The sequence below is a fragment of the Pseudomonas sp. DTU12.3 genome (assembly GCF_004124275.1).
Taxonomy (GTDB): Bacteria; Pseudomonadota; Gammaproteobacteria; order Pseudomonadales; family Pseudomonadaceae; genus Aquipseudomonas; species Aquipseudomonas helmanticensis.
Genome location: NZ_CP027218.1, coordinates 4,988,845 through 5,010,685, shown reverse-complemented (window position 1 = coordinate 5,010,685; position 21,841 = coordinate 4,988,845). Strand labels below are relative to the sequence as shown.

Below are 21,841 nucleotides of genomic sequence, written 5' to 3'. Positions count from 1 at the left end.
GAAGGTCGTTTTTAGCGCAGAAAGCGAATCTCAAATGTAGGAGCTGCCGAAGGCTGCGATCTTTTGACTTTGGTCCTTAAAAACAAAATCAAAAGATCGCAGCCTTCGGCAGCTCCTACAGGGGATTTTTGGTGTGTTCAGGGTTTGTTGGGGATGCCGTATTTGCGCAGGCGATGGGCAATCGCGGTGTGCGAGGTTTGCAGGCGGCTGGCCAGTTGGCGGGTCGAGGGGTAGCTGACGTAGAGTTTTTCCAGCAGCGCTTTCTCGAAGGATTCGACCGCTTGTTCGAGGCTGTCGACGTCGCTGTCGGCCTGACGTGCGACGGAAGTGCCGGCGATGTCGAGGTCGCCGATATCCACCAGGCTGCTCTCGCAAATCGCTGCGGCGCGGAAGATCACGTTCTGCAATTGCCGCACGTTGCCCGGCCAGCGATTACCGAGCAGTGCAGGATAAGTCCCCGGTGCGAGGCGGCAGACCGGGCGCTGGATCTGCGCGCAAGCCTGCTGCATGAAATACCGCGCCAACAGCAGAATGTCCTGGCCGCGTTCCCGCAGCGGCGGCACTTCAACGTTAAGTACGTTGAGGCGATAGAACAGGTCTTCGCGGAACAGGCCTTCGCTGACCATTTTCTCCAGGTCACGGTGGGTCGCGCTGAGGATGCGCACGTTGACCTTCACCTCGCGATCACCGCCAACGCGGCGGAAGCTGCCGTCGTTCAAGAAGCGCAGCAACTTGGCCTGCAAGTACGGCGACATCTCGCCGATCTCATCGAGAAACACCGTGCCCTGATTGGCCAGTTCCATCAGCCCCGGTTTGCCACCACGCGCCGCACCGGTGAAGGCGCCGGGGGCGTAGCCGAACAGTTCGCTCTCGGCGAGGTTCTCCGGCAGCGCTGCGCAGTTCAACGCCAGAAAAGGCGCGCTGTGCCGCGCACTGATCGCGTGGCAGGCGCGGGCCACAAGTTCTTTGCCGGTGCCGGTTTCGCCCTGGATCAACAGTGGCGCATCAAGGGCAGCAACTCTTTGCGCGCGGGCCTTGAGCGTGCGGATCGCCGGGGATTCGCCGAGCAGCGCATCGAAACCTTCGGCGTGGTCGTGGTGCAACGCCGAGAGTTGTTCACCGATGCGGTTCGGTTGATACAAAGTGAGCAGGGCGCCAGCGTCGGTGATCGGCGTGGCGTCGAGCAACAGTGTCTGGCCGTTGACGGTGATTTCGCGCAGCGGCAGGCGGAAGCCGTGTTCGAGCAAAGTATCGAGCAGGGCTGGATCGTTGAATAGTTCAGAGACGCTTTCACCCGCAGGCTCGCGACCGTACAACGCGATCAACGCCGGGTTGGCCAGCAGCACCTTGCCGGCGCTGTCGAGCGCCAGTACCGGGTCGGTCATCGCCGCGAGCAAGGCATCGAGCTGCAAGTGCCGGCGCTGGCCGGGGAGGATGTCGACCACGGTCACCGCTTCCACGCCGAGCACACGAAACAACGCATCTTTCAGCTCTTCGAGCACTTGCGGGCTCAGGGTCGGCGCGTCGATGTAGACGTTCGGCGGGATCATCTCCACCGCATCCAGATTGAGATTGCGCCCACCGAGGATAGCCAGGACTTCCTGGGTGATGCCGACGCGGTCGATGAAACTGACGTGGATACGCATGGGGCGGTTCAGTGATCTGCAGAGCGGAGGGTGGCAAGTATGCCTTGGGCTTGGAGAGAGGTGAAAGCAAAAGCACCCTCACCCCAGCCCTCTCCCGGAGGGAGAGGGGGCCGATTGTGGAATGCTCACGAGGTACGCCGACCTGAAATACGGCTGTGAATCCATAAGCGACTCGGTCTTTCAGGTCGATATTTTCCGTCAGACACTTCGGTCAGTCCCCTCTCCCTCTGGGAGAGGGGGTCGATTGTGGAATGCTCACGAGGTACGCCGATCTGAAATACGGCTGTGAATCCATAAGCGACTCGGTCTTTCAGGTCGATATTTTCCGTCAGACACTTCGGTCAGTCCCCTCTCCCTCTGGGAGAGGGGGGTCGATTGTGGAATGCTCACGAGGTACGCCGACCTGAAAATACGGCTGTGAATCCATAAGCGACTCGGTCTTTCAGGTCGATATTTTCCGTCAGACACTTCGGTCAGTCCCCTCTCCCTCTGGGAGAGGGGGGTCGATTGTGGAATGCTCACGAGGTACGCCGACCTGAAATACGGCTGTGAATCCATAAGCGACTCGGTCTTTCAGGTCGATATTTTCCGTCAGACACTTCGGTCAGTCCCCTCTCCCTCTGGGAGAGGGCTAGGGTGAGGGGCTTTTGAGGTTTACTCGAAATGCTCAAGATTGACCGGATCCCCGGACTGCATATTCAACTTCTGCCGAATGTCTTCAAACATCAAATCGTAATGCTTGTGCACCGAACCGATCTGGCTGTGCGCCTTGGGAATTCCGTACTTCTCGGCGATCCGGGTCACGTCACGGGCGAAGTTATAAGCCTCTTCCTTGGGCAGGAAAAACGTTTCCTTCATGTCCTTGCCCTGCATATTGCCGTGCAGGGTGAACTGTATCCCTTTGCCTTTTTGCGGGTCGGTGAACACTTCATAGTCGAGGTGCACGTTGTAATTGACGTCATCGTCCGTCAACGCATGCCGCTCGATATGCAAATGACCAGGTTCGAATTGGGCCATGGGTTTCTCCTTTCAAGGCATGGGAGAAGGGCAGACCTGGAGCCTGCCCCCGCAGTTTCTTCTTATCGGTAGGTGATGCCGGGCTTCGCCGTGGTCACACGAGTACCGGCGGTGCCCTGGACGATGGCTTCGATATCTGCCAGCGAACCGATCACCGCAACTTTGCCAGTATGGCGCGCGAACTCGCAGGCTGCCTGCACCTTCGGTCCCATGGAACCGGCGGCGAAACCGAGGCGTTCGAGTTCATCCGGGTGCGCTTCAGCGATGGCTTTCTGGGTTGGCTTGCCGTAGTCGATGAACGCCGCGTTGACGTCCGTGGCGATCACCAACAGGTCGGCTTCCAGTTGCTCGGCGAGCAGCGACGAGCACAGATCTTTATCGATCACCGCCTCGATGCCTTTGAGGTTGCGGTTCTCGTCGTACATGGTCGGAATCCCGCCGCCACCAGCGCAAATCACGATGCTGCCCTTGTCCAGCAACCACTTGATCGGGCGGATTTCGAAGATGCGTTTTGGTCGTGGACTGGCCACCACACGACGGTATTTATCGCCGTCCGGGGCAATTGCCCAGCCTTTGTCGGCGGCGAGTTTTTCCGCTTCGGCCTTGTCGTAGACCGGGCCGATCGGCTTGGTCGGGTTCTTGAAGGCGGGGTCGTTGGCGTCGACCTCAACCTGGGTCAGCAGGGTCGCGAACGGCACTTCGAAGTCGAGCAGGTTGCCCAGTTCCTGTTCGATGATGTAGCCGATCATGCCTTCGGTTTCGGCACCGAGCACGTCCAGCGGGTAAGGGGTGACGGAAGTGTAGGCCGCCGCTTGCAGCGACAGCAGACCGACTTGCGGGCCATTGCCGTGGGCGATGACCAGTTGGTTGCCGGGATGGATCTTGGCGATTTGCTCGGTGGCGATGCGGATGTTGGCGCGCTGATTGTCAGCGGTCATCGGCTCACCACGGCGGAGCAGGGCGTTACCGCCCAGCGCTACGACGATACGCATGGTGTTTGTCCTTTTTCATGTAGGAGCTGCCGAAGGCTGCGATCTTTTGATCCTGATCGTCAAAAACAAGATCAAAAGATCGCAGCCTTCGGCGGCTCCTACAGGTGATGGTTAACGGCTCCGTAGGATTTCCTGTGGGAGGGGGCTTGCTCCCGAAGGCGGTGGGTCAATCAGCATCACTGTTGAATGACACACCGCTTTCGCGAGCACGCCCGCTCCCACCTTTGGAAGCGGTTCCTTCAGTGGGAGCTGTTTCAGTCAGATATCCGCCAACGCCGACACCAGAATCGCCTTGATGGTGTGCATGCGGTTTTCCGCTTGCTCGAAGGCGATGTTGGCCGGGGATTCAAAAACCTCTTCGGTCACTTCGACGCCATTGGCCAGGTGCGGATAGCGCGCGGCGATGTCTTTGCCGACCTTGGTTTCGCTGTTGTGGAACGCCGGCAGGCAGTGCATGAATTTCACGCGCGGGTTGCCCGAGGCTTTCATCATCTTGGTATTGACCTGGTACGGCAGCAGCTGCTCGATGCGTTCATCCCACGCTTCCACCGGCTCCCCCATCGACACCCAGATATCGGTGTGGATGAAGTCCACGCCTTTGACCGCTTCTTGCGGGTCTTCGGTGAGGGTGATGCGCGCGCCACTTTCTTGCGCGAAGGCTTTGCATTCGGTGATGAACCCGGCATCCGGCCACAGCGCTTTCGGTGCGGCGATGCGCACGTCCATGCCGAGTTTGGCGCCGATCATCAGCAGCGATTTACCCATGTTGTAGCGGGCGTCGCCCAAATAGGCGTAGCTGATGTCGTGCATCGGTTTGTCGCTGTGTTCGCGCATGGTCAGCACGTCGGCGATCATTTGCGTCGGGTGGAATTCAGCGGTCAGACCGTTGAATACCGGCACGCCGGCGAATTTGGCCAGCTCTTCGACGATTTCCTGCTCGAAGCCACGGTACTCGATGGCGTCAAACATCCGACCCAAAACGCGGGCGGTGTCTTTCATGCTTTCTTTGTGGCCGATCTGCGACGACACCGGGTCGATGTAGGTGACGTGGGCACCCTGATCGTGGGCCGCCACTTCGAAGGCGCAGCGGGTGCGGGTCGAAGTCTTTTCGAAAATCAGCGCGATGTTCTTGCCTTGCAGGTGTGGACGCTCGGTGCCGGTGTACTTGGCGCGTTTGAGGTCGCGGGACAGGTCGATCAGGTAATTGAGCTCGCGAGTAGTGTGGTGCATCAAGCTCAGCAAGCTGCGGTTGCGCATGTTAAAAGCCATGATGGATCTCCTTGCCCGACACTGTGAAAGCTACTGCGCTTGGAAATACTGCGTTAAAAACAGGCTCGGAATGCTCATTTACAAGCAGTAGACTCCGCTTCCTCGCCTGTTTTTGCCTTGTCTTTCCTGCGCTCGCTACGCTTTCACAGCGTCGGGTCGTCATTAGTCAAAAAATTAATAGTCGATTGGGTCGCGGATGATCGGGCAGGTCATGCAGTGGCCGCCGCCACGGCCACGGCCCAATTCACCGGCGCTGATGGTGATGACTTCCACGCCGGCCTTGCGCAGCAGGGTGTTGGTGTAGGTGTTGCGGTCGTAGCCGATGACCACGCCCGGCTCCACGGCCACCACGTTGTTGCCGTCGTCCCACTGTTCGCGTTCGGCGGCGAAGCTGTTGCCGCCGGTTTCCACCACGCGCAGTTTTGGCAGGTTGAGGGCCTTGGCCACGGTGTCGAGGAAGGTGCCTTCTTCGCGGCGGATGTCGATGCCGCCCTGTTTGCTCTCGTCTGGGCGCAGGGTGAAGGCGACGATCTGATTGACCAACTCAGGGAAAATCGTCACCAGGTCGCGGTCGCAGAAGCTGAACACGGTGTCGAGGTGCATCGCCGCGCGGGATTTTGGCAGGCCGGCAACGATGACTTTTTCCACGGCTTTGTTCTTGAACAGGTTCAGCGCCAGTTGGCCGATGGCCTGACGAGACGAGCGCTCGCCCATACCGATCAACACCACGCCGTTGCCGATTGGCATGACGTCGCCACCTTCAAGGGTGGAGCTGCCGTGTTCCTTGTCCGGGTCGCCGTACCAGATTTCGAATTCGGCATTGGTGAACTGTGGATGGAATTTGTAGATGGCGGTGGCCAGCAGGGTTTCCTGACGACGCGCCGGCCAGTACATCGGATTCAGCGTCACGCCGCCGTAAATCCAGCAGGTCGTGTCGCGGGTGAACTGGGTGTTCGGCAGCGGCGGCAAAATGAAGCTCGAATGGCCGAGGAAATCGCGGAACATCTGGATGGTCTTGCCACCGAAGCTGTCCGGCAGATCATCGGCGGACACGCCGCCAATCAGGAATTCGGCGATGTGCCGTGGTTCGAGGCTCTTCAGCCAGGATTTGACTTCGTTGATCAGGCCCAGGCCCACCGAGTCGGCGGTGACCTTGCGCTCGAGAATCCAGTCCAGCGCTTCGGGAATGGCGACGATGTCGGTCAGCAGGTTGTGCATTTCCAGCACATCGATGCCGCGCTCGCGCATTTTGGTGACGAAGTCGAAGTGGTCGCGCTTGGCCTGGGCCACCCAGAGCACGTCATCGAACAGCAGTTCGTCGCAGTTGTTCGGGGTCAGCCGCTGATGGGCCAGACCTGGGGAGCAAACCATGACTTTGCGCAGTTTGCCGGCTTCGGAATGGACGCCGTACTTAACTTTTTCCGTGGTCATTGCAGTGATCCTCCAGATTACAAATCAAGGGTTACAGAGTCAGGAAACCGTCGTAGAGACCGTAGGCTGCCACTAGGGCACCCACGACCACTGCGGCGAAAAGCAGCTTCTCGACGTTAGTGAAAATCGGTTGTTTGAGTTCCAGCTTGGCTTTGGCGAACAGGATCGCGCCAGGTGCGTAGAGCAGGGCCGAGAGCAGCAAGTACTTGACCCCGCCGGCATACAGCAGCCACACCGCGTAGACCAGCGCGATGCCGCCGATAATCAGATCCTTGCGCCGTTCGGCCGCAAAGCCTTCGTAGCTTTCGCCGCGCACCGCCAGCAGCAGGGCGTAAGCCGCCGACCACAGGTACGGCACCAGAATCATCGAAGTGGCGAGGTAGATCAGCGACAGGTAAGTACTCGCCGAGAACAGCGTAATGATCAGAAAAATCTGCACCATCGCGTTGGTCAGCCACAGGGCGTTGACCGGCACGTGGTTGGCGTTTTCCTTGCGCAGGAACTCCGGCATGGTGTGGTCTTTGGCGGCGGCAAACATGATCTCCGCACACAGCAGCACCCACGACAGCAGCGCACCCAGCAGCGAGATGATCAGACCAACGCTGATCAGTACCGCGCCCCAGTGACCGACCACGTGCTCAAGCACGGCCGCCATCGACGGGTTCTGCAGTTTCGCCAGTTCCGGCTGAGTCATGATGCCCAGCGACAGCACGTTCACCAGCACCAAAAACAGCAGCACGGTGATGAAACCGATCACGGTGGCTTTACCGACGTCCGAGCGTTTTTCGGCGCGGGCGGAAAAGATGCTCGCGCCTTCGATGCCGATGAACACCCACACGGTGACCAGCATCATGTTGCGCACCTGGTTCATCACGCTGCCCAGATCCGGGTTTTTGATGCCCCAGATGTCAGCGGTGAAGATGTCCAGTTTGAAGGCGAACACCGCGATCAACACGAACAGCACCAGCGGTACGACCTTGGCGACCGTGGTTACGAGGTTGATGAACGCCGCTTCCTTGATCCCGCGCAGCACTAGGAAGTGCACGGCCCACAACAGCACCGAAGCGCCAATCACCGCAGCAACCGTGTTGCCCTCACCGAAAATCGGGAAGAAGTAGCCGAGGGTACTGAACAACAGAACGAAGTAGCCGACGTTGCCCAGCCAGGCACTGATCCAGTAACCCCAGGCGGACGAGAAACCCATGTAGTCGCCGAATCCGGCCTTGGCGTAGGCGTAGACACCGCCGTCGAGGTCAGGCTTGCGATTGGCGAGGGTTTGAAAGACAAAAGCGAGGGTGAGCATGCCGACAGCGGTAATGGCCCAACCGATCAGTACCGCACCGACGTCGGCGCTGGCGGCCATGTTTTGTGGCAAAGAGAATATCCCGCCACCGATCATCGAGCCGACTACCAATGCAACCAGTGCACCTAGTCGTAGTTTTCCGGGAGCTTCAGACATTGCATGACTCCATTGCAGGAGAGAAGAGATCACAGCGTAGTTCTGTTGTCTGTTCAAACAGCTGACTTAGATCAGTGCATGGCCACATTCCATTGTTAATGAATGACTTAGGAAACCACAGCAGGCATAAAGCTATCTTCTGAAATGCCCGTCCTAGAGGCTTTCTGGTGAAGTGCTTGGGAATGGCTATTATTACTTTCGAATTATCACGCTAGTTCTTTTTCAGCTTTTGGCAAATTTTCCGCATCTGTTTTCAGTACAGAATTGATTTATCAGGATTCGCGCACAAAACCGACTTACCGTGCTAGGCGTTAGCGTCATCGGCTATATATAAATGGGCGTTTGTTGGCGTTATCTAATAAACGTATTTACTCTTTACCCATTTAGTTAGTTAAGACATAAACCTGTGGCGAGGGGATTTATCCCCGTTGGGTGGCGAAGCCGCCCCAAAACCTGAGAACTCGGTCTGTCTGATACACCGCGCTGACTGGATCTGGGGCGGCTGCGCCACCCCAACGGGGATAAATCCCTTCGCCACAGGTATAAACAGGTTTCGAGAACCGTTGTCAGGACAAGGGAGATTTGAATGTCGCAACCGACGCAAAAGCTGCGATTAGGCGCGTTGATCGCCCTGGTGGTGGGTTCGATGATTGGCGGGGGGATTTTCTCGCTGCCGCAGAACATGGCGGCGCGCGCCGATGCCGGGGCGATCCTGATCGGTTGGGGCATTACCGCGATCGGCATGCTGACCCTGGCGTTCGTTTTTCAGACCTTGGCCAACCGCAAGCCCGAACTGGATTCAGGCGTGTATGCCTACGCCAAGGCCGGGTTTGGCGACTACATGGGTTTCTCGTCGGCGTGGGGTTATTGGATCAGCGCGTGGCTGGGCAACGTCGGCTATTTCGTTCTGCTGTTCAGCACGCTGGGTTACTTCTTTCCGGTATTCGGTCAGGGCAACACGCCAATCGCCATCGCCTGCGCCTCGGTGCTGCTGTGGGCGGTGCATTTTCTGGTGATGCGCGGGATCAAGGAGGCGGCGCTGATCAATCAGCTGACCACCGTGGCCAAGGTCGTGCCGCTGATCATGTTCATCGTCATCGCGGCGGTGGCGTTCAAGGCTGACATTTTTACCCGCGACATCTGGGGCACCAGCAACCCGAATTTCGGCGGGGTGATGGATCAGGTGCGCAATATGATGCTGGTCACCGTGTTCGTGTTCATCGGTATCGAAGGCGCCAGCGTGTACTCGGCGCGGGCGGAAAAACGCAGCGACGTTGGCCGCGCCACGGTGATCGGTTTTGTCGGCGTGCTGGCGCTGCTGGTACTGGTCAATGTGCTGTCGCTGGGGATCATGAGCCAGCCGGAACTGGCCAACCTGCAGAACCCGTCGCTGGCGGCGGTGCTCGAACACATCGTCGGGCCGTGGGGCGCGTTGTTGATCAGCATCGGTCTGGCGATTTCGCTGCTCGGTGCGTTGTTGTCGTGGGCATTGCTCTGCGCGGAGATTCTCTTCGCCACGGCGAAGGACAAGACCATGCCGGCGTTTCTGAAAAAGGAAAACAACAATCACGTGCCGGTCAATGCGTTGTGGCTGACCAACGCGATGATCCAGATTTTCCTGCTGATCACGCTGTTTTCGGCGGGCACCTACACCAGCCTGATTTATCTGGCCTCGTCGATGATTCTGGTGCCGTACTTGTGGTCGGCGGCCTACGCGGTGTTGCTTAGCGGGCGCGGCGAAACCTACGAACACGCTTCGGCCGAGCGCACCAAGGATCTGCTGATCGGCGGCATCGCCCTCGGTTACGCGGTGTGGTTGCTGTACGCCGGCGGGGTGAAGTATCTGCTGCTGTCGGCGTTGCTGTATGCACCGGGGGTGATTCTGTTTGCCAAGGCCAAGCATGAGGCGGGTGAGCCGTTGTTCACCCATGTCGAGAAGGGCATTTTTACCTGCGTGGTCATCGGCGCGGGGCTGGCGGCTTATGGTTTGTATAGCGGATTACTGTCGTTGTGAGGTTGGCGCTTGAGTATCAGCCGCCGTATGACTGGGCGGCGATGTTGGGGTTTCTTGCGGCGCGGGCGGTGGTCGGAATGGAGTCGGTCGTCGACGGTGTTTATTCGCGCAGCATTGGCTTGAAGGGTGTTCACGGGACGGTATCGATCTGGCAGGAAGCGGGTGATGCGTTGCAGGTAGAGCTGGATTTCCCTGATCCGGCGGCACTGCCCGAGATCGTTGCCAGATTACGGCGGATGTTTGATCTGGATGCAGATCTGGCGCTGATGCAAGCGCATCTGGCGAATGATCCGCTGCTGACGCGGTTGATCGCCGAGAGTCCGGGATTGCGGATTCCCGGAGCGTGGGATGGCTTGGAGTTGGCGTTTCGTGCCGTGCTCGGGCAGCAGATTACGGTGGTGGCGGCGATTCGTCTGGCTGGAAAACTGGTGGCGCAATATGGCGCGCCGCTGGAATCCACAGTGCCTGGATTGACGCATGTGTTTCCCGAGACGCACGTATTGGCGGTGGCAGATCTGGCGGCGCTGGGCATGCCGAAGAGTCGCGGTCGGACGCTGTCAGGGGTGGCGCAGGCGTTGCTGGAAGAACCTTCATTGTTCGAGCCGAATCGCGAGGACGGCGTGGCACGGCTGCTGGCGTTGCACGGGATAGGTGAGTGGACGGCGCAGTACATTGCGTTGCGGCAGCTGCGCGATATGGATGGTTTTCCCCATGGCGATGTCGGCTTGTTGCGCGCGCTGGAAGTGTTGGAAGGACAGCGGCCGACGGCGCGGGAGTTGGCTGTGCGGGCGGAGGTTTGGCGGCCTTATCGCGGGTATGCGGCGCAGGTGTTGTGGGCGTCTTTGAGTCGTGGTGATTGATCCGAATCGTCTATTCGTTGATCTGGCCTCTTCGCGAGCAAGCCCGCTCCCACATTAGGTCTGTGTCGTGCACAAAACCAATGTGGGAGCGGGCTTGCTCGCGAAGGGGCCGTGATAGTCACCACTGAGGTTGGTGTGATCCCAGGTCTGTAGCCGGCAACGCCCACTGAATCGGCGTACCACCGATCTTCACCGGCACCTGCAACCGATGCGCCGACCCCCACGGTGTCTGCTCCAGAAAGGAATCCTGATCCTGCTTATCCTCGGCGCGTAAAACTTCACTCGTGCCAGGCCCAGATTCAATCAACAACTTCGCCGTCCGCGCCAGCGACAACCGCGCCGAGCTACCGCGACCGGTCTCCAAACGCTCGGTCAAAAGTCGGATCGCACTCGCCGCCATCAAATACCCGGTCGCATGATCCAACGCCTGCACCGGCAACGGCGTCGGTTTGTCAGCTTGCTGCCAACGCTGCCCGGCCTCGGCGATGCCGCTGCTCATCTGCACCAGACTGTCGAAGCCACGGCGGTTCTGCCATGGGCCGCTCCAGCCGTAGGCGTTGAGGCTGACGTCGATCAGACCCGGTGCCAGTTGCCGGCGGCGTTCGGCGCCGAAACCAAGGTGTTCCAGTGCGTCGGCGCGGTAGCCGTGGAGCAGAATATCGGCTTGCTTGAGGAGGTTTTCGAACACCGCGCGATCCGCCGGATTATGCAAATCCAGCCGTGCACAGCGTTTGCCGAGGGTCATTTCCGGCACCACACCGGGCTCGTTCCAGGTCGGCGGATCGAGGCGCAATACGTCAGCGCCAAGGCCGGCGAGAAAGCGACTGGCGGTGGGGCCAGCCAGAACGCGCGTCAGATCCAGCACCTTGATCCCGGCCAATGGTCGCTCGACCGAGCCTTGCCACGGTTGCGCGTTTTCATCCGGCGAATCGAGAAAATGCACCAGCGGCTCGGCATTCACCGCCAACCCTTGCGGATGATGTTGCCACTGCGCCCAACTGCGCATTTCGGCGGCGCAACCCTTGGCCTCGACCACCGCGTGCTCCAGATCCGTGCTCGCCCATTGCGCGACTTTCGCCGCCATCACCGTTCGGTCAGCGCAGGCGCCGAGCACGCTTTCGGCAGCGGCGCGATGGTGCGGGGCGTTGGTGTGCAGGCGGATCCAGCCGTCTTTCGTTGCATAGTCACCGGCAATCGGATCCCACAGCGGTGGCACTTGCCAGCCGCTCGGGCGGAGCGAACTGGAGAACCAGAATGAAGCCAATCGACGGTCGACTGCAATGGCGGGCAAATGACCGGTCTGCTGCTGGATCAATTCGCTGACGGCCTGAGCGGCAGCGGCGATGCTCGCGCACGCAAGGTCAGTGACGGCGAACGCCGAGGGCAGGGCGCCGTGATCGGTGAACGGAATCGGCGTGTGCGGCAAGCCGAGTGCGGCTTGAATGAACGTGAGTAAATCAGTCATCGAAGGCCCTCCGGAGCGAGAGGGCGATGATAGTGCAAAACATTATTAGATTAAATGAAAGCTCCTGTAGGAGTGAGCCTGCTCGCGATCGCGGTAGATCAGTCGACACATGTTCCACTGATCCACCGCGATCGCGAGCAGGCTCACTCCTACAAGGGAAATGCGGTGTGGTTTATACGCGGAACTGGTCCATCAATTTCATCTGTTGGCTGGCCAAGGCATTGAGCTGGCTGCTGATCGCTGCCGATTCAGTGGCTTGCCCGGTCAGGGTTTCGGTCACGGTACGAATTGCCGAAACGTTGCGGTTAACCTCCTCGGCCACCGCGCTCTGCTGCTCGGCGGCGCTGGCGATTTGCAGGTTCATGTCGCTGATCACCGTTACCGCGTCGCTGATCTTGCCCAACGCATCGACCGCCTGACGAATCTGCCCGGCGTTGTTGTGCGCCTGAGTCTGGCTCGAATGCATGGTCGCGACCACGCCACGGGTGCCGGTCTGAATGCGCTCGATCACCACCCGAATCTCTTCCACCGAATCCTGCGTGCGTTTGGCGAGGTTACGCACTTCGTCGGCGACCACCGCGAAACCACGCCCGCTCTCACCGGCACGTGCCGCTTCAATCGCCGCGTTGAGCGCCAGCAGGTTGGTCTGTTCGGCGATGCTGCGGATCACTTCCAGCACCGAGCCGATCTGCTCGCTATTGACCGCCAACGCTTCGACCTCGGTCACCGCTTTGCTGACTTCATCGGCCAGTTGGTTGATGTCGCGGGTGCTGCGCTCGATGATCGACATGCCGTCCCTGGCCGACTGATCGGCACCTTTCGCGGCATTCGCGGCATTGGATGCGCTGTTGGCGACGTCGTGGGCAGTGGCGCTCATTTCGTTGGAGGCGGTCGCAACCTGATCGATCTCGCGGAACTGCACCTGCATGCCTTCACTGGTCTGACGGGCGATTTCCGAAGACTGGTCGGCAGTGCCGCGCGCTTCGGTGATGCTCTGCTTGATCTGCGCGATGGTCGGTTGCAGCTTGTCGAGGAAACGGTTGAACCAGTTCACCAGTTCGCCCAGCTCATCCTTCTTGGTGTAGTTCAGGCGTTGGGTCAAATCACCTTCACCGCTGGCGATGTTCTTGAGCATTTCGGCGACGCTGTTGATCGGCCGGGTCACACCGGACGCCGTGAGCCAGATCAGCAACAGGCCAACAAGACCGGCGGCGACGGCGACCAGCAGTGCGGTGATCACGCCGGTTTCCTGGGCGTCGTCGAGCACTGCTTGCAGCTTGACCGAATCGGCCAGCAACACGTGTTTCGGCAGGTCGATGACCACGCCCCAGGCACGCGAGTTGCCGATTGGGTCGACCGGGTACACGGCACGAATCAGCTCGCCCTGTTCGAGAATCTTCGGTGTGCCGGAGGTCAGCAGTTGCAAGACATCCTTGCCATCGGCACCGAGGGTGTCGCTGATTTTTTTGCCGACTTTGGTGGCGTCGGAACTGTCGGCACCGAGCACGCCGCTGCCGGAGACAATCAGCATGTGCCCGGCGTTGTTGAACAGGTTGCGCTGGGAATCCACGGCGGCCGCTTGCAAGGCGTCGAGGGCAATGTCGACACCGACCACGCCGATGGCCTTGCCGTCGATGATCAGCGGTACGGAAATGGTCGTCATGAGCATTTCCTTGTTGCCCACGGTGTCGGCATACGGGTCAAGCAAGCAGGTGCGCTTGTTGTCGCGAGGGCAGGTGTACCAGCTGTTGTACGGCGTGCCGCTGACGCTGAGGGTGGTTTTGGTCAGGTCTTCTTCGACCATGATGGTGTTCAGCGAGGAACCGGCGGCGCGACTCCAGTAAGTCGCGAAGCGCCCGGCTTCGTTGGACTGGCGCGCGGAGTCGTTAACGAATTCACTGTCCTTGCCATCGAGGCCGTTCGGTTCAAAGGCGAGCCAGATGCCGAGCACTTTGTCGTTGCGCTCGAAGGCGGTTTTCAGGCTCAGGTTCAACTCTTCGCGCAGGGCGCCGGCGTCCAGCGAGCGCTTGGTGGCCATCACCCGCATGTCCTTGATCTGGTCGGCCAGGGCGGTGATCACCGTCAGGCTTTCGCCGAAGGTTTTCTGCACCCGCACCGCTTGTTCGGCGGCTTTGGCTTGCAGCAGGTTCTGCACACTGGCGGTGAGCAGCTGATTGCTGGAATTGCTGACCAGTTCGTCGTTCTGGTTGGTCTGGTACATGTTCATGCCGACGATCAGCGCGACCACACCGAGCAGGCACAGACCGGAGAGCAGGACGATTTTCAGGCGAATGGACAGAGAGTCGAACATGGGGCGATCTCGCGAATGAATAAACGGGTGGCAGGCGGATATGAACTATCCGGTTCGCCAAATCCATTCAGCGCCATTCAATGCTCATCGGCGCGAGGCGAGAGGGCATGAGGCGGTTGCCGACGAACGGTCATCGCTAAACGTTTGCGCAGGGGAAAGTGCTGAAAAATGGATTAATTACAGGGATGTTTCATTGGGGTGAATACGCTGTGTCTGAGTGTGAGGAGGGAGTGCTTTTGTGGCGAGGGGATTTATCCCCGATGGCCTGCGAAGCAGGCCCAAATCCTGAGATTGGGTTCTGTCTGACAGATCCGGGTTATCTGCACTGTGGCTGCTTCGCAGCCAATCGGGGATAAATCCCCTCACCACAGAATCCCCTCACCACAAGAGTTCTTCGCACAGAAACTCGGTGTGGCTTAAACAGGAATGGTTTCCGGGCGCGACCAGATCCACAAGTTACCCAGACTCATCCCGGCAATCGCCAGATAAACCGGCCAGCCATGATCGAGCATCACCAGCATCAACGTCGCACAGAGCAACATGCTCACCGTTGCACTGACTTTGGCTTTGCGCGCGATGATCTTGCCGTTGCGCCAGTTACTCAGAATCGGCCCGAACAGCCGATGGTTTTCCAGCCAGGCACTCAGGCGCGGCGAACTGCGGGTCGCAGCCCAGGCGGCGAGGAGGATGAACTCGGTGGTCGGCAGGCCGGGCACGACAATGGCGATCAGGCCGATGCCGAGGCTGACGTAGGCCAGCAGGCCGAACAGCAGGCGGGCGATTTTCGAGGAGGCTGGTTGCGGCATGGGCTCAGCGAATTGCTTCTGAAGCGGAATGGAGATCTTACAGGCTTACGCGCCTCCCCTGTAGGAGCTGCCGCAGGCTGCGATCTGTTGATGTTGTTTTCAAGATCAAAAGATCGCAGCCTGCGGCAGCTCCTACAGGGGGATTTTTGTGGCTCAGGCGAGTTCGGCTTCGGTGGCGTAGGCCTGTTCCAGCAGCACGGTGAAGCGGTTGAACGCATCGATCGCGCCTTGCTCCACTTCGGCTTCTTCTTCAGCACTGAACTGCAGCGAGTCGAGGGTGCGCACGAAACTCTTCCAGCCTTCGGCACGGCCACCTTCTGGCTCACCGAGGTGACGGGCACCGAAGGTTTCGCTCAGCTCCAGCGCCACCGCGCGTTTGATCAGGAACGCAGCGCCGAGCTTCGAGCCTTCAGACACGAAGATCCAGCCCAGTGCACGGGCCTTGCTCGGGTTTTTCACCGCGCCGGCGACCGGTGCAGGGACTTCGGTGTCGAGATCCGCGAGGTCTGCCTTGGCGGCTTCGGCGCGGCAACGCGCTGGCAGGTCAGCGACGATTGCGGTCAGTTCGGCATCGTTGTACAGATCGACCAGTTCCGACTGGAACAGGTATTGAGCAACGACGAAACGGGCGAAGTTGGCACGGGTCTCGAACGGTGCATGCGCTTTGACCAACGCATCGAGTTTGCTGTGCGGCTCGTTGGTGATCTGGTTCAAGCGTTGCGAACGCAGGGCAGGGCGTTGTTCGGTGTCTTGAGCGGTCATGACAAATCCTTGAGAAATTGAGGCGCTTGCTAACGAGACGAACCAGCAAGCGCGCGAGCGTAAAAAAACCTCACGGGGCGGTGCGTGAACTCGCGCCGTGAGGTTTGCCGGATCAGATGTCCCAGACCAGATTGATCGCGAAGTTGCGGCCCGGTTGGGTCAGGCGATCAAGGTTGGCCGGCTGCGTGACCGAGGCTTCGCCGACGCTGTCGTAACCGCGCACGTCATCCCACTGCCAGTATTTCTTGTCGGTCAGGTTGTAGAGACCGGCATTGACGGTCACATCGTCGGTGACTTTGTAGAAGCCGGCCAGGTCGAGCACGCCATAACCCGGGGTCTTGAACTGGGTGCTGGTGCCGTCCGGCGTCTTGAACATGGTGCTGTCGACACGATCCTTGCGCTTGACCAGTGTCCAGCTCAGCAACGCACCGTATTTATCCTGGTCATAACCGAGACCGAACACGCCGGTCAGCGGATTGACGCTGTTCAGCGGCTGACCGCTGTCGTCATTGCGGCCATACAGATACGCCATCGAGCCTTGGGTGTAGAGGCCGGTCGGCGCGCCAAAGGTGTCAAGGTTCAGGCGACCTTTGAGCTCCACGCCTTTGATGGTGGCGTGTTTGATGTTGTTGCTCTGGAACGTGGTCTCGGAGTAGCCCGGAGTGATCGCGTTTTCATCGATGAAATCACGGTACTTGTTGTAGAACACCGCAACGTCGAAGGTGCCCGCTTCAAATTGGCCACGCAGGCCGGTTTCATAGCTTTTGCTTTTTTCCGGTTCAAGATCCGGGTTCGGCGCGACCTGGTAGCCGCCCGCGAGGTTTTCAAAGCGACCGTACAAGGCCTTGGCGGTCGGCGTGCGGAAGCCTTCGGCGTACTGACCGTACCAGGTGTAGTTATCGTTGAAGCTGTAGGTCGTGCCGAACTTCGGCGACAGACGATGCCAGGTTTTTTCCTTGTCGCTGACTTGACCATTACCGCTCTGGTCGGCAGTGGCGAGGAACTCATCGGTGATGTGCGGCTTGAGTTGGGTGTAGTCGTAACGTGCGCCCGGGAGGAACGTCCAGTTACCCCAGCTGATCTGATCCTGCGCGAACAGGCTGTAGCTGTTGATGGTCGGATCCGGGAAGTCGCTGGCCGGTTTCAGGGTGTCGGCGGCGCTTGGCGCACCGATCACCCGGCAGGCGCCGCTGACAGTCAGGCAGGTGCCGTTGCCGGTGCGCAGTCCGGTGACTTTGTCCTGCTTGATGGTCGTGCCGTAGGTGATGGTGTGGTCGGTGTCGGCGATGGCAAACGACTTGTCAGCCTGCGCATCGAACACCCACTGGCGATCCTTGTAATTGGTGTCGCGGTTGCGCAACACGGTGCGCGACGGCGCGTAGATTTCCTGGGTGGTTTGGTCGGTCTTGGCGATCTGGTAGTTGAGCGACCACTTGATGTTGTCGGCCAGCGCAGTGTCCAGCGCGAAACGGTGCTCAAGACCAAAACGCTCGCGGGTGACGGTGTCGTTGCCGGTGCGCGCCTTGTAGAAACCAAACCCGCGTCCAGCGTTGAACGGGCCACCGACGGCGCTCAACTGATTGGTGTCGCGATCGTCTTTGTAGTGTTCGTAGGTGAGACCGAAGCGCGCGTCGTCAGCGTAGTTCCAGCCGAGTTTGGCCAGCACGTTGGTGGTGCGCACGTCTTGCGGATTGGCCTCGGTGCGGTTCAGGCCGGTGCCACCGGTTTCGCCGTAGGATTCGGTTTCATGACCGTTGCGCTGGCTCAGGTGCAGCAAACCGTCGAAGTCGCCAGTGCGGCCAGCGACGGTGCCGGAGGTCAGCCAGCTGTCATCGGCCGAGCTGTAACCGGTTTTCAGCCGTGCGCCGACGTCCTGGCCAGGCTTGATGATGTCGTCCGGGTCGAGGGTGTAATAGCTGACGGCGCCGCCAATGGCGTTGCTGCCGTACAGCACCGAGGCCGGGCCACGGAGAATTTCGACGCGTTTGACGATTTCCGGGTCGACGTAATTGCGGTTGGTCTGCGCGTACGGACCGTTGAAGAAACTGTCTGGTACTTGCACGCCGTCGACCTGAGTCAGGACGCGGTCACCGTCAATACCACGGATGTTGTAGCCAGTGATGCCGGCACGTTGACCGGCACCGCCCACCGAAACGCCCGGCTCGTAACGCACCAGATCCTTGATCGAGTTGACGTTGTTGCGATCCAGATCTTCGCGGGTCTGCACGCTGACGGTGGCCGGCACGCTGCTCACCGACTGTTCCTGACGGGTGGCGCTGATGGTCACCTGATCAAGATTGAGGGAACCGCTGGCGTTGCGTTTTTCCAGCACGACGTTGTTGTTGCTCAGCTTGCGGAAGCTCAGGTTGGTCCCCACCAACAGACGCTCGAGGGCTTTTTCCGGTGGCAGCGAGCCGCGCACGCCCGGCGACGATACGTTCTGCCCCAACTCTGCCGGCAAGCCGACCTGCCAACCCGTCACAGCAGTGAAGGCATTGAGTGCCGACACCAGCGGTTGCTGGCTGATGGAGAACGCGTAATCACCCATGTTGCGCGCCGGCTGCTCGGTGGCAGCCATCAGCGGTGCGGTGCCGGCCATGAGAATGGCGGCGGTCAGCAGCGACAATACGCGGGAAGGGGAGGTCTGGCGGGTAAGGCGTGAGGACATCGATAGCGCTCCGTGTCGCACGAATCTTTATAGTTGCTGATTGGCATCGTGATGCGAATCAATTGCATTGGCTATAACGAGACGAACGGGCTTTCGCTATCGAGTAAAAATAATTCTCATTTAGTTCAAGATCACCAGCGCCGGAAATTCCTGCAGGCGCGCCGAGGTGATGTGGGCGAGTGAGCGAACCACGTCGAGCGGCTGATCGAGCCGGTAGTTGCCAGTGACGTTAACGTCGGCCAGCTGTTCATTGGTATTGATGATCCAGCCGGGATAGTAACGACGCAGTTCGGCCAGCACCTGATTCAACGGGCAGTTCTCGAACACCAGTCGGCCCTGGACCCAGGCCAGATCGGTGTTGGCATCGAGTTTCGCCGGGCGGTCGAAACCGTTGGGGCCGATGCGAATACTCTCACCGGCCGACAAACGCACCCGTGCATCGTCATGGGTCGCGCGCAGATCGACATCGCCACGCTGCACGTTGACTTGCGCCACGCCATCGAGATAACGCACGGCAAACGCCGTGTCACGGACGCTGGCCTTGACCGGGCCGGCATCGATTTCCAGTGGCTGGTTGCGCCCGCCGGCAATCTCGAAATACGCCTCGCCCTGATACAGCCGGGCCACGCGCTGCTGATCGTCGATGGTGCTGGAGAACGCCGAATTGGTGTTGAGCAGGACTTTCGAACCGTCCTCCAGTTGCAGGCGCTGACGCTCGCCGACCACGGTCAGGTGATCGGCCTGAATGCGCATCGGCAAATTGCTGAAACTGAACAACCCGAGCAACAGCACCGCCGCAGTGGCTAATGGTTTCCAGTGCGGACGCAAACGCTTGAGGACGGTGACTTTCGCCGGTTTTGCGGCGAGGCTTTGCGCACATTGAGCGATTTGCGGGCCGTCCCAGATCGCCTGCGCCTTGGCAAACGCCTCGGCATTCAACGGATCGGCCGCCAGCCACGCATGGAATTGCCGGCTCTGTTCCTCGTCCGGGCTGCCGAGCACGATGAGCCAGTCCAAAGCCTGGTCCATTGCGGTTGCAGCGTCCTGCGCCGAATCTGGCGAAGGCGAGCGGTGGGTGTCCGTCACGGTGTTTCCTCGGGCTTCTGGCGAAGCAGTTTCAAGCTTCAAGCTGCAAGCTGCAAGCTGCAAGCCAGATGCGTGCACTGCTTTTCGTTTTTACTTGGAGCTTGAAGCTTACAGCTTGCCGCTGCTGTCGTGTCGTTCGGCGACGCCGATGCAAATGGTCATGATCAGTTTCAATTCCTTCTGCACGGTACTGAGGGAAACGCTCAGTTCGTCAGCAATTTCCTGATAGCTGTGCCCGTGCAAGCGGCTGAGGATGAAAATCTGTTGCTGACGCGGGCTGAGTTGACTGAGGCTCACGTTCAGGCGCTCCAGCATTTGTTCGGCGTGGGCGGCGTCTTCGGCGCTGCTGGCGGGGGCGGCGATGCTGTGCACGATGTCCTGCGGCACGTCATCGACCATCGTCCGTGAGTGGATCTTGCGCGCACGCAAATGGTCCAGCGCCAGATTGCGCGCGGTCTGGAAAACAAAGGGTTCAAGATGATCGATGGCCCGCTCGCTCAGCGCCCGCGTCACGCGCAGGTAGGTCTCCTGCAACAGGTCTTCAGCGGTGCTGTGATTGTTGACCATCCGTTCCAGCGTCCGCAGCAAGGATGTGCGCTGAGTAAGGAAGACGTGGTTGAAGCGCGATTGACTCACGGGAGGACCTGATCCATTTTAAGCGAATGATAATGCTTATCATCTAGTCGAATGGTCAAGTGTTGATTTCAAATTGAGATCGAAACCTGTGGGAGCGAGTCTGCTCGCGAAAGCGGTGTATCAGCCACATAAATGTTGAATGACACATCGTATTCGCGAGCAGGCTCGCTCCCACAAGGGCAGGGGATAGCCTGGGATTACTCGGCGTTACACAGCGCCAGGCAGTTATCCAGCATGCGGTTCGAGAAGCCCCATTCGTTGTCGTACCAGGCCAGCACTTTCAGCAGTTTGCCGCTGGATTTGGTGTGGTTGGCGTCGAAGATCGACGACAGCGGGTTGTGGTTGAAGTCGCTGGAAACCAGCGGCAACGTGTTGTAACCCAATATCTTCGAGTGTTGGCTGGCAGCCTTGAGCAGCGCGTTGACTTCCTCGGCGCTGGCTTCTTTTTTCAACTGCACGGTCAAATCCACCAGCGACACATTGATCACCGGTACGCGCACGGCCATGCCGGTCAGTTTGCCCGCCAGTTCCGGCAACACCAGGCCCACCGCTTCAGCGGCGCCGGTCTTGCTCGGGATCATGTTCTGCGTGGCTGAACGCGCACGGTACGGGTCGGTGTGATAAACGTCGGTGAGGTTCTGGTCGTTGGTGTAGGCGTGAATCGTGGTCATCAGACCGCTTTCGATGCCCAGCTCACGGTGCAGCACCTGGGCAACCGGCGCCAGGCAGTTGGTGGTGCACGAAGCATTGGAGATGATCTGGTGCGATTGGCGCAGAATGTCGTGGTTCACACCATAAACGACGGTGGCGTCGGCGCCTTTGGCCGGGGCCGAGATGATCACTTTGCGTGCGCCGGCAGTAAGATGCGCGGCGGCTTTGGCTCGGTCGGTAAACAGACCGGTGCATTCGAAAACTACGTCGATTTTTTCCGCGGCCCATGGCAGTTCTGCCGGGTTGCGGATCGCGCTGACGGCAATGCGGTCGCCGTTGACCGTCAGGCTCTCGTTATCATGCTCGACTTGCGCGTCGAACGTGCCATGAACGGTGTCGTATTTGAGCAGATGGGCGTTGATCGAGCTGTCGCCCAGATCGTTGATGGCGACGATCTGCAAATCCTGTCGATAGCCTTGGGTATACAGTGCGCGCAGGACATTACGGCCAATGCGGCCAAAACCATTGATTGCGATTCGAAGAGTCATGGAACAGCGCCGCCGTCGTTTTGTTGTTGGAATTACAAGATTATTCGCATAAAAATAGAAAACAAGCCTTTTTAGTGGCAATATTTTGTTTTATCTACAACGAGTGACCTGAATCAACTGGTCCGATTGGTCAAAAAAGCCGTCTGTCATTCCAACAACAACGGCGTTTGATCAGCATAGACAATCAGGTCGCCACATCCGTTAGCCTGGAGTTCTACAC

Annotated in this window: 15 protein-coding genes and 2 pseudogenes; 2 read left to right on the top strand and 15 right to left on the bottom strand. The window is 59.3% G+C overall.

From position 1 onward, the window contains the following. Nucleotides 1–137: 137 nt before the first annotated feature. From C2E19_RS22985 to arcD (C2E19_RS22955), 6 genes are all read right to left on the bottom strand, one after another. Nucleotides 138–1,646, bottom strand: a complete 1,509-nt coding sequence (locus tag C2E19_RS22985) for a sigma-54-dependent transcriptional regulator (RefSeq protein WP_129395217.1) — start codon at nucleotides 1,644–1,646, stop codon at nucleotides 138–140. A 654-nt stretch (nucleotides 1,647–2,300) separates the two neighbouring features. Further along, the gene (locus C2E19_RS22980; protein ID WP_129395216.1) at nucleotides 2,301–2,663 is read right to left on the bottom strand and encodes a DUF5064 family protein; all 363 of its coding nucleotides are present in this window, start codon (nucleotides 2,661–2,663) and stop codon (nucleotides 2,301–2,303) included. A 62-nt stretch (nucleotides 2,664–2,725) separates the two neighbouring features. Continuing rightward, a complete protein-coding gene (gene arcC / locus C2E19_RS22975; protein ID WP_129395215.1) occupies nucleotides 2,726–3,655 on the bottom strand; it encodes a carbamate kinase in 930 nt (309 codons plus the stop codon). Nucleotides 3,656–3,913: 258 nt separating this feature from the next. Next, the gene (locus C2E19_RS22965) at nucleotides 3,914–4,924 is read right to left on the bottom strand and encodes an ornithine carbamoyltransferase (protein WP_129395213.1); all 1,011 of its coding nucleotides are present in this window, start codon (nucleotides 4,922–4,924) and stop codon (nucleotides 3,914–3,916) included. Between the two features lie 174 nt (nucleotides 4,925–5,098). Continuing rightward, nucleotides 5,099–6,355: an arginine deiminase gene (arcA, locus tag C2E19_RS22960; RefSeq protein ID WP_129395212.1), complete on the bottom strand. Its 1,257-nt coding sequence runs from the start codon at nucleotides 6,353–6,355 to the stop codon at nucleotides 5,099–5,101. A 31-nt stretch (nucleotides 6,356–6,386) separates the two neighbouring features. Next, complete coding sequence (gene arcD, locus C2E19_RS22955; RefSeq protein ID WP_129395211.1) at nucleotides 6,387–7,814, bottom strand: arginine-ornithine antiporter; 1,428 nt, start codon at nucleotides 7,812–7,814, stop codon at nucleotides 6,387–6,389. Nucleotides 7,815–8,400: 586 nt separating this feature from the next. Here arcD (C2E19_RS22955) and arcD (C2E19_RS22950) point away from each other — a divergent pair. Next, on the top strand, nucleotides 8,401–9,828 hold the full coding sequence (arcD, locus tag C2E19_RS22950; RefSeq protein ID WP_129395210.1) for an arginine-ornithine antiporter: 1,428 nt from the start codon (nucleotides 8,401–8,403) through the stop codon (nucleotides 9,826–9,828). Continuing rightward, nucleotides 9,825–10,688, top strand: a complete 864-nt coding sequence (locus C2E19_RS22945) for a DNA-3-methyladenine glycosylase (RefSeq protein WP_129395209.1) — start codon at nucleotides 9,825–9,827, stop codon at nucleotides 10,686–10,688. The genes arcD (C2E19_RS22950) and C2E19_RS22945 overlap by 4 nt, the downstream gene beginning before the upstream one ends. 118 nt (nucleotides 10,689–10,806) lie before the next feature. Here C2E19_RS22945 and C2E19_RS22940 read toward each other — a convergent pair whose 3' ends face one another. The 9 genes and pseudogenes from C2E19_RS22940 to gap all read right to left on the bottom strand — a co-directional run bounded on the left by C2E19_RS22940 (nucleotide 10,807) and on the right by gap (nucleotide 21,621). Beyond that, entirely contained in the window at nucleotides 10,807–12,153 is a 1,347-nt protein-coding gene (locus tag C2E19_RS22940; RefSeq protein WP_129395208.1) for a CoA transferase, read from the bottom strand. Between the two features lie 172 nt (nucleotides 12,154–12,325). After that, nucleotides 12,326–12,853: pseudogene (locus tag C2E19_RS29475) on the bottom strand (methyl-accepting chemotaxis protein); the annotation flags it as partial. Between the two features lie 378 nt (nucleotides 12,854–13,231). Continuing rightward, nucleotides 13,232–14,191: pseudogene (locus C2E19_RS29470) on the bottom strand (chemotaxis protein); the annotation flags it as partial. Nucleotides 14,192–14,880: 689 nt separating this feature from the next. Continuing rightward, nucleotides 14,881–15,270: a YbaN family protein gene (locus C2E19_RS22930; RefSeq protein ID WP_129395206.1), complete on the bottom strand. Its 390-nt coding sequence runs from the start codon at nucleotides 15,268–15,270 to the stop codon at nucleotides 14,881–14,883. A gap of 153 nt (nucleotides 15,271–15,423) precedes the next feature. Further along, on the bottom strand, nucleotides 15,424–16,032 hold the full coding sequence (locus C2E19_RS22925) for a biliverdin-producing heme oxygenase (protein ID WP_129395205.1): 609 nt from the start codon (nucleotides 16,030–16,032) through the stop codon (nucleotides 15,424–15,426). Nucleotides 16,033–16,144: 112 nt separating this feature from the next. After that, nucleotides 16,145–18,700 (bottom strand): TonB-dependent receptor, encoded by a 2,556-nt coding sequence (locus C2E19_RS22920; protein ID WP_129395204.1) that lies wholly within the window; start codon nucleotides 18,698–18,700, stop codon nucleotides 16,145–16,147. Between the two features lie 120 nt (nucleotides 18,701–18,820). Continuing rightward, nucleotides 18,821–19,786: a FecR domain-containing protein gene (locus C2E19_RS22915; protein WP_129395203.1), complete on the bottom strand. Its 966-nt coding sequence runs from the start codon at nucleotides 19,784–19,786 to the stop codon at nucleotides 18,821–18,823. A gap of 108 nt (nucleotides 19,787–19,894) precedes the next feature. Then, the gene (locus tag C2E19_RS22910) at nucleotides 19,895–20,422 is read right to left on the bottom strand and encodes an RNA polymerase sigma factor (RefSeq protein WP_129395202.1); all 528 of its coding nucleotides are present in this window, start codon (nucleotides 20,420–20,422) and stop codon (nucleotides 19,895–19,897) included. 197 nt (nucleotides 20,423–20,619) lie between these two features. Next, nucleotides 20,620–21,621, bottom strand: coding sequence for a type I glyceraldehyde-3-phosphate dehydrogenase (gap, locus tag C2E19_RS22905; protein WP_129395201.1), 1,002 nt, complete (start codon nucleotides 21,619–21,621; stop codon nucleotides 20,620–20,622). Nucleotides 21,622–21,841 lie beyond the last annotated feature (220 nt).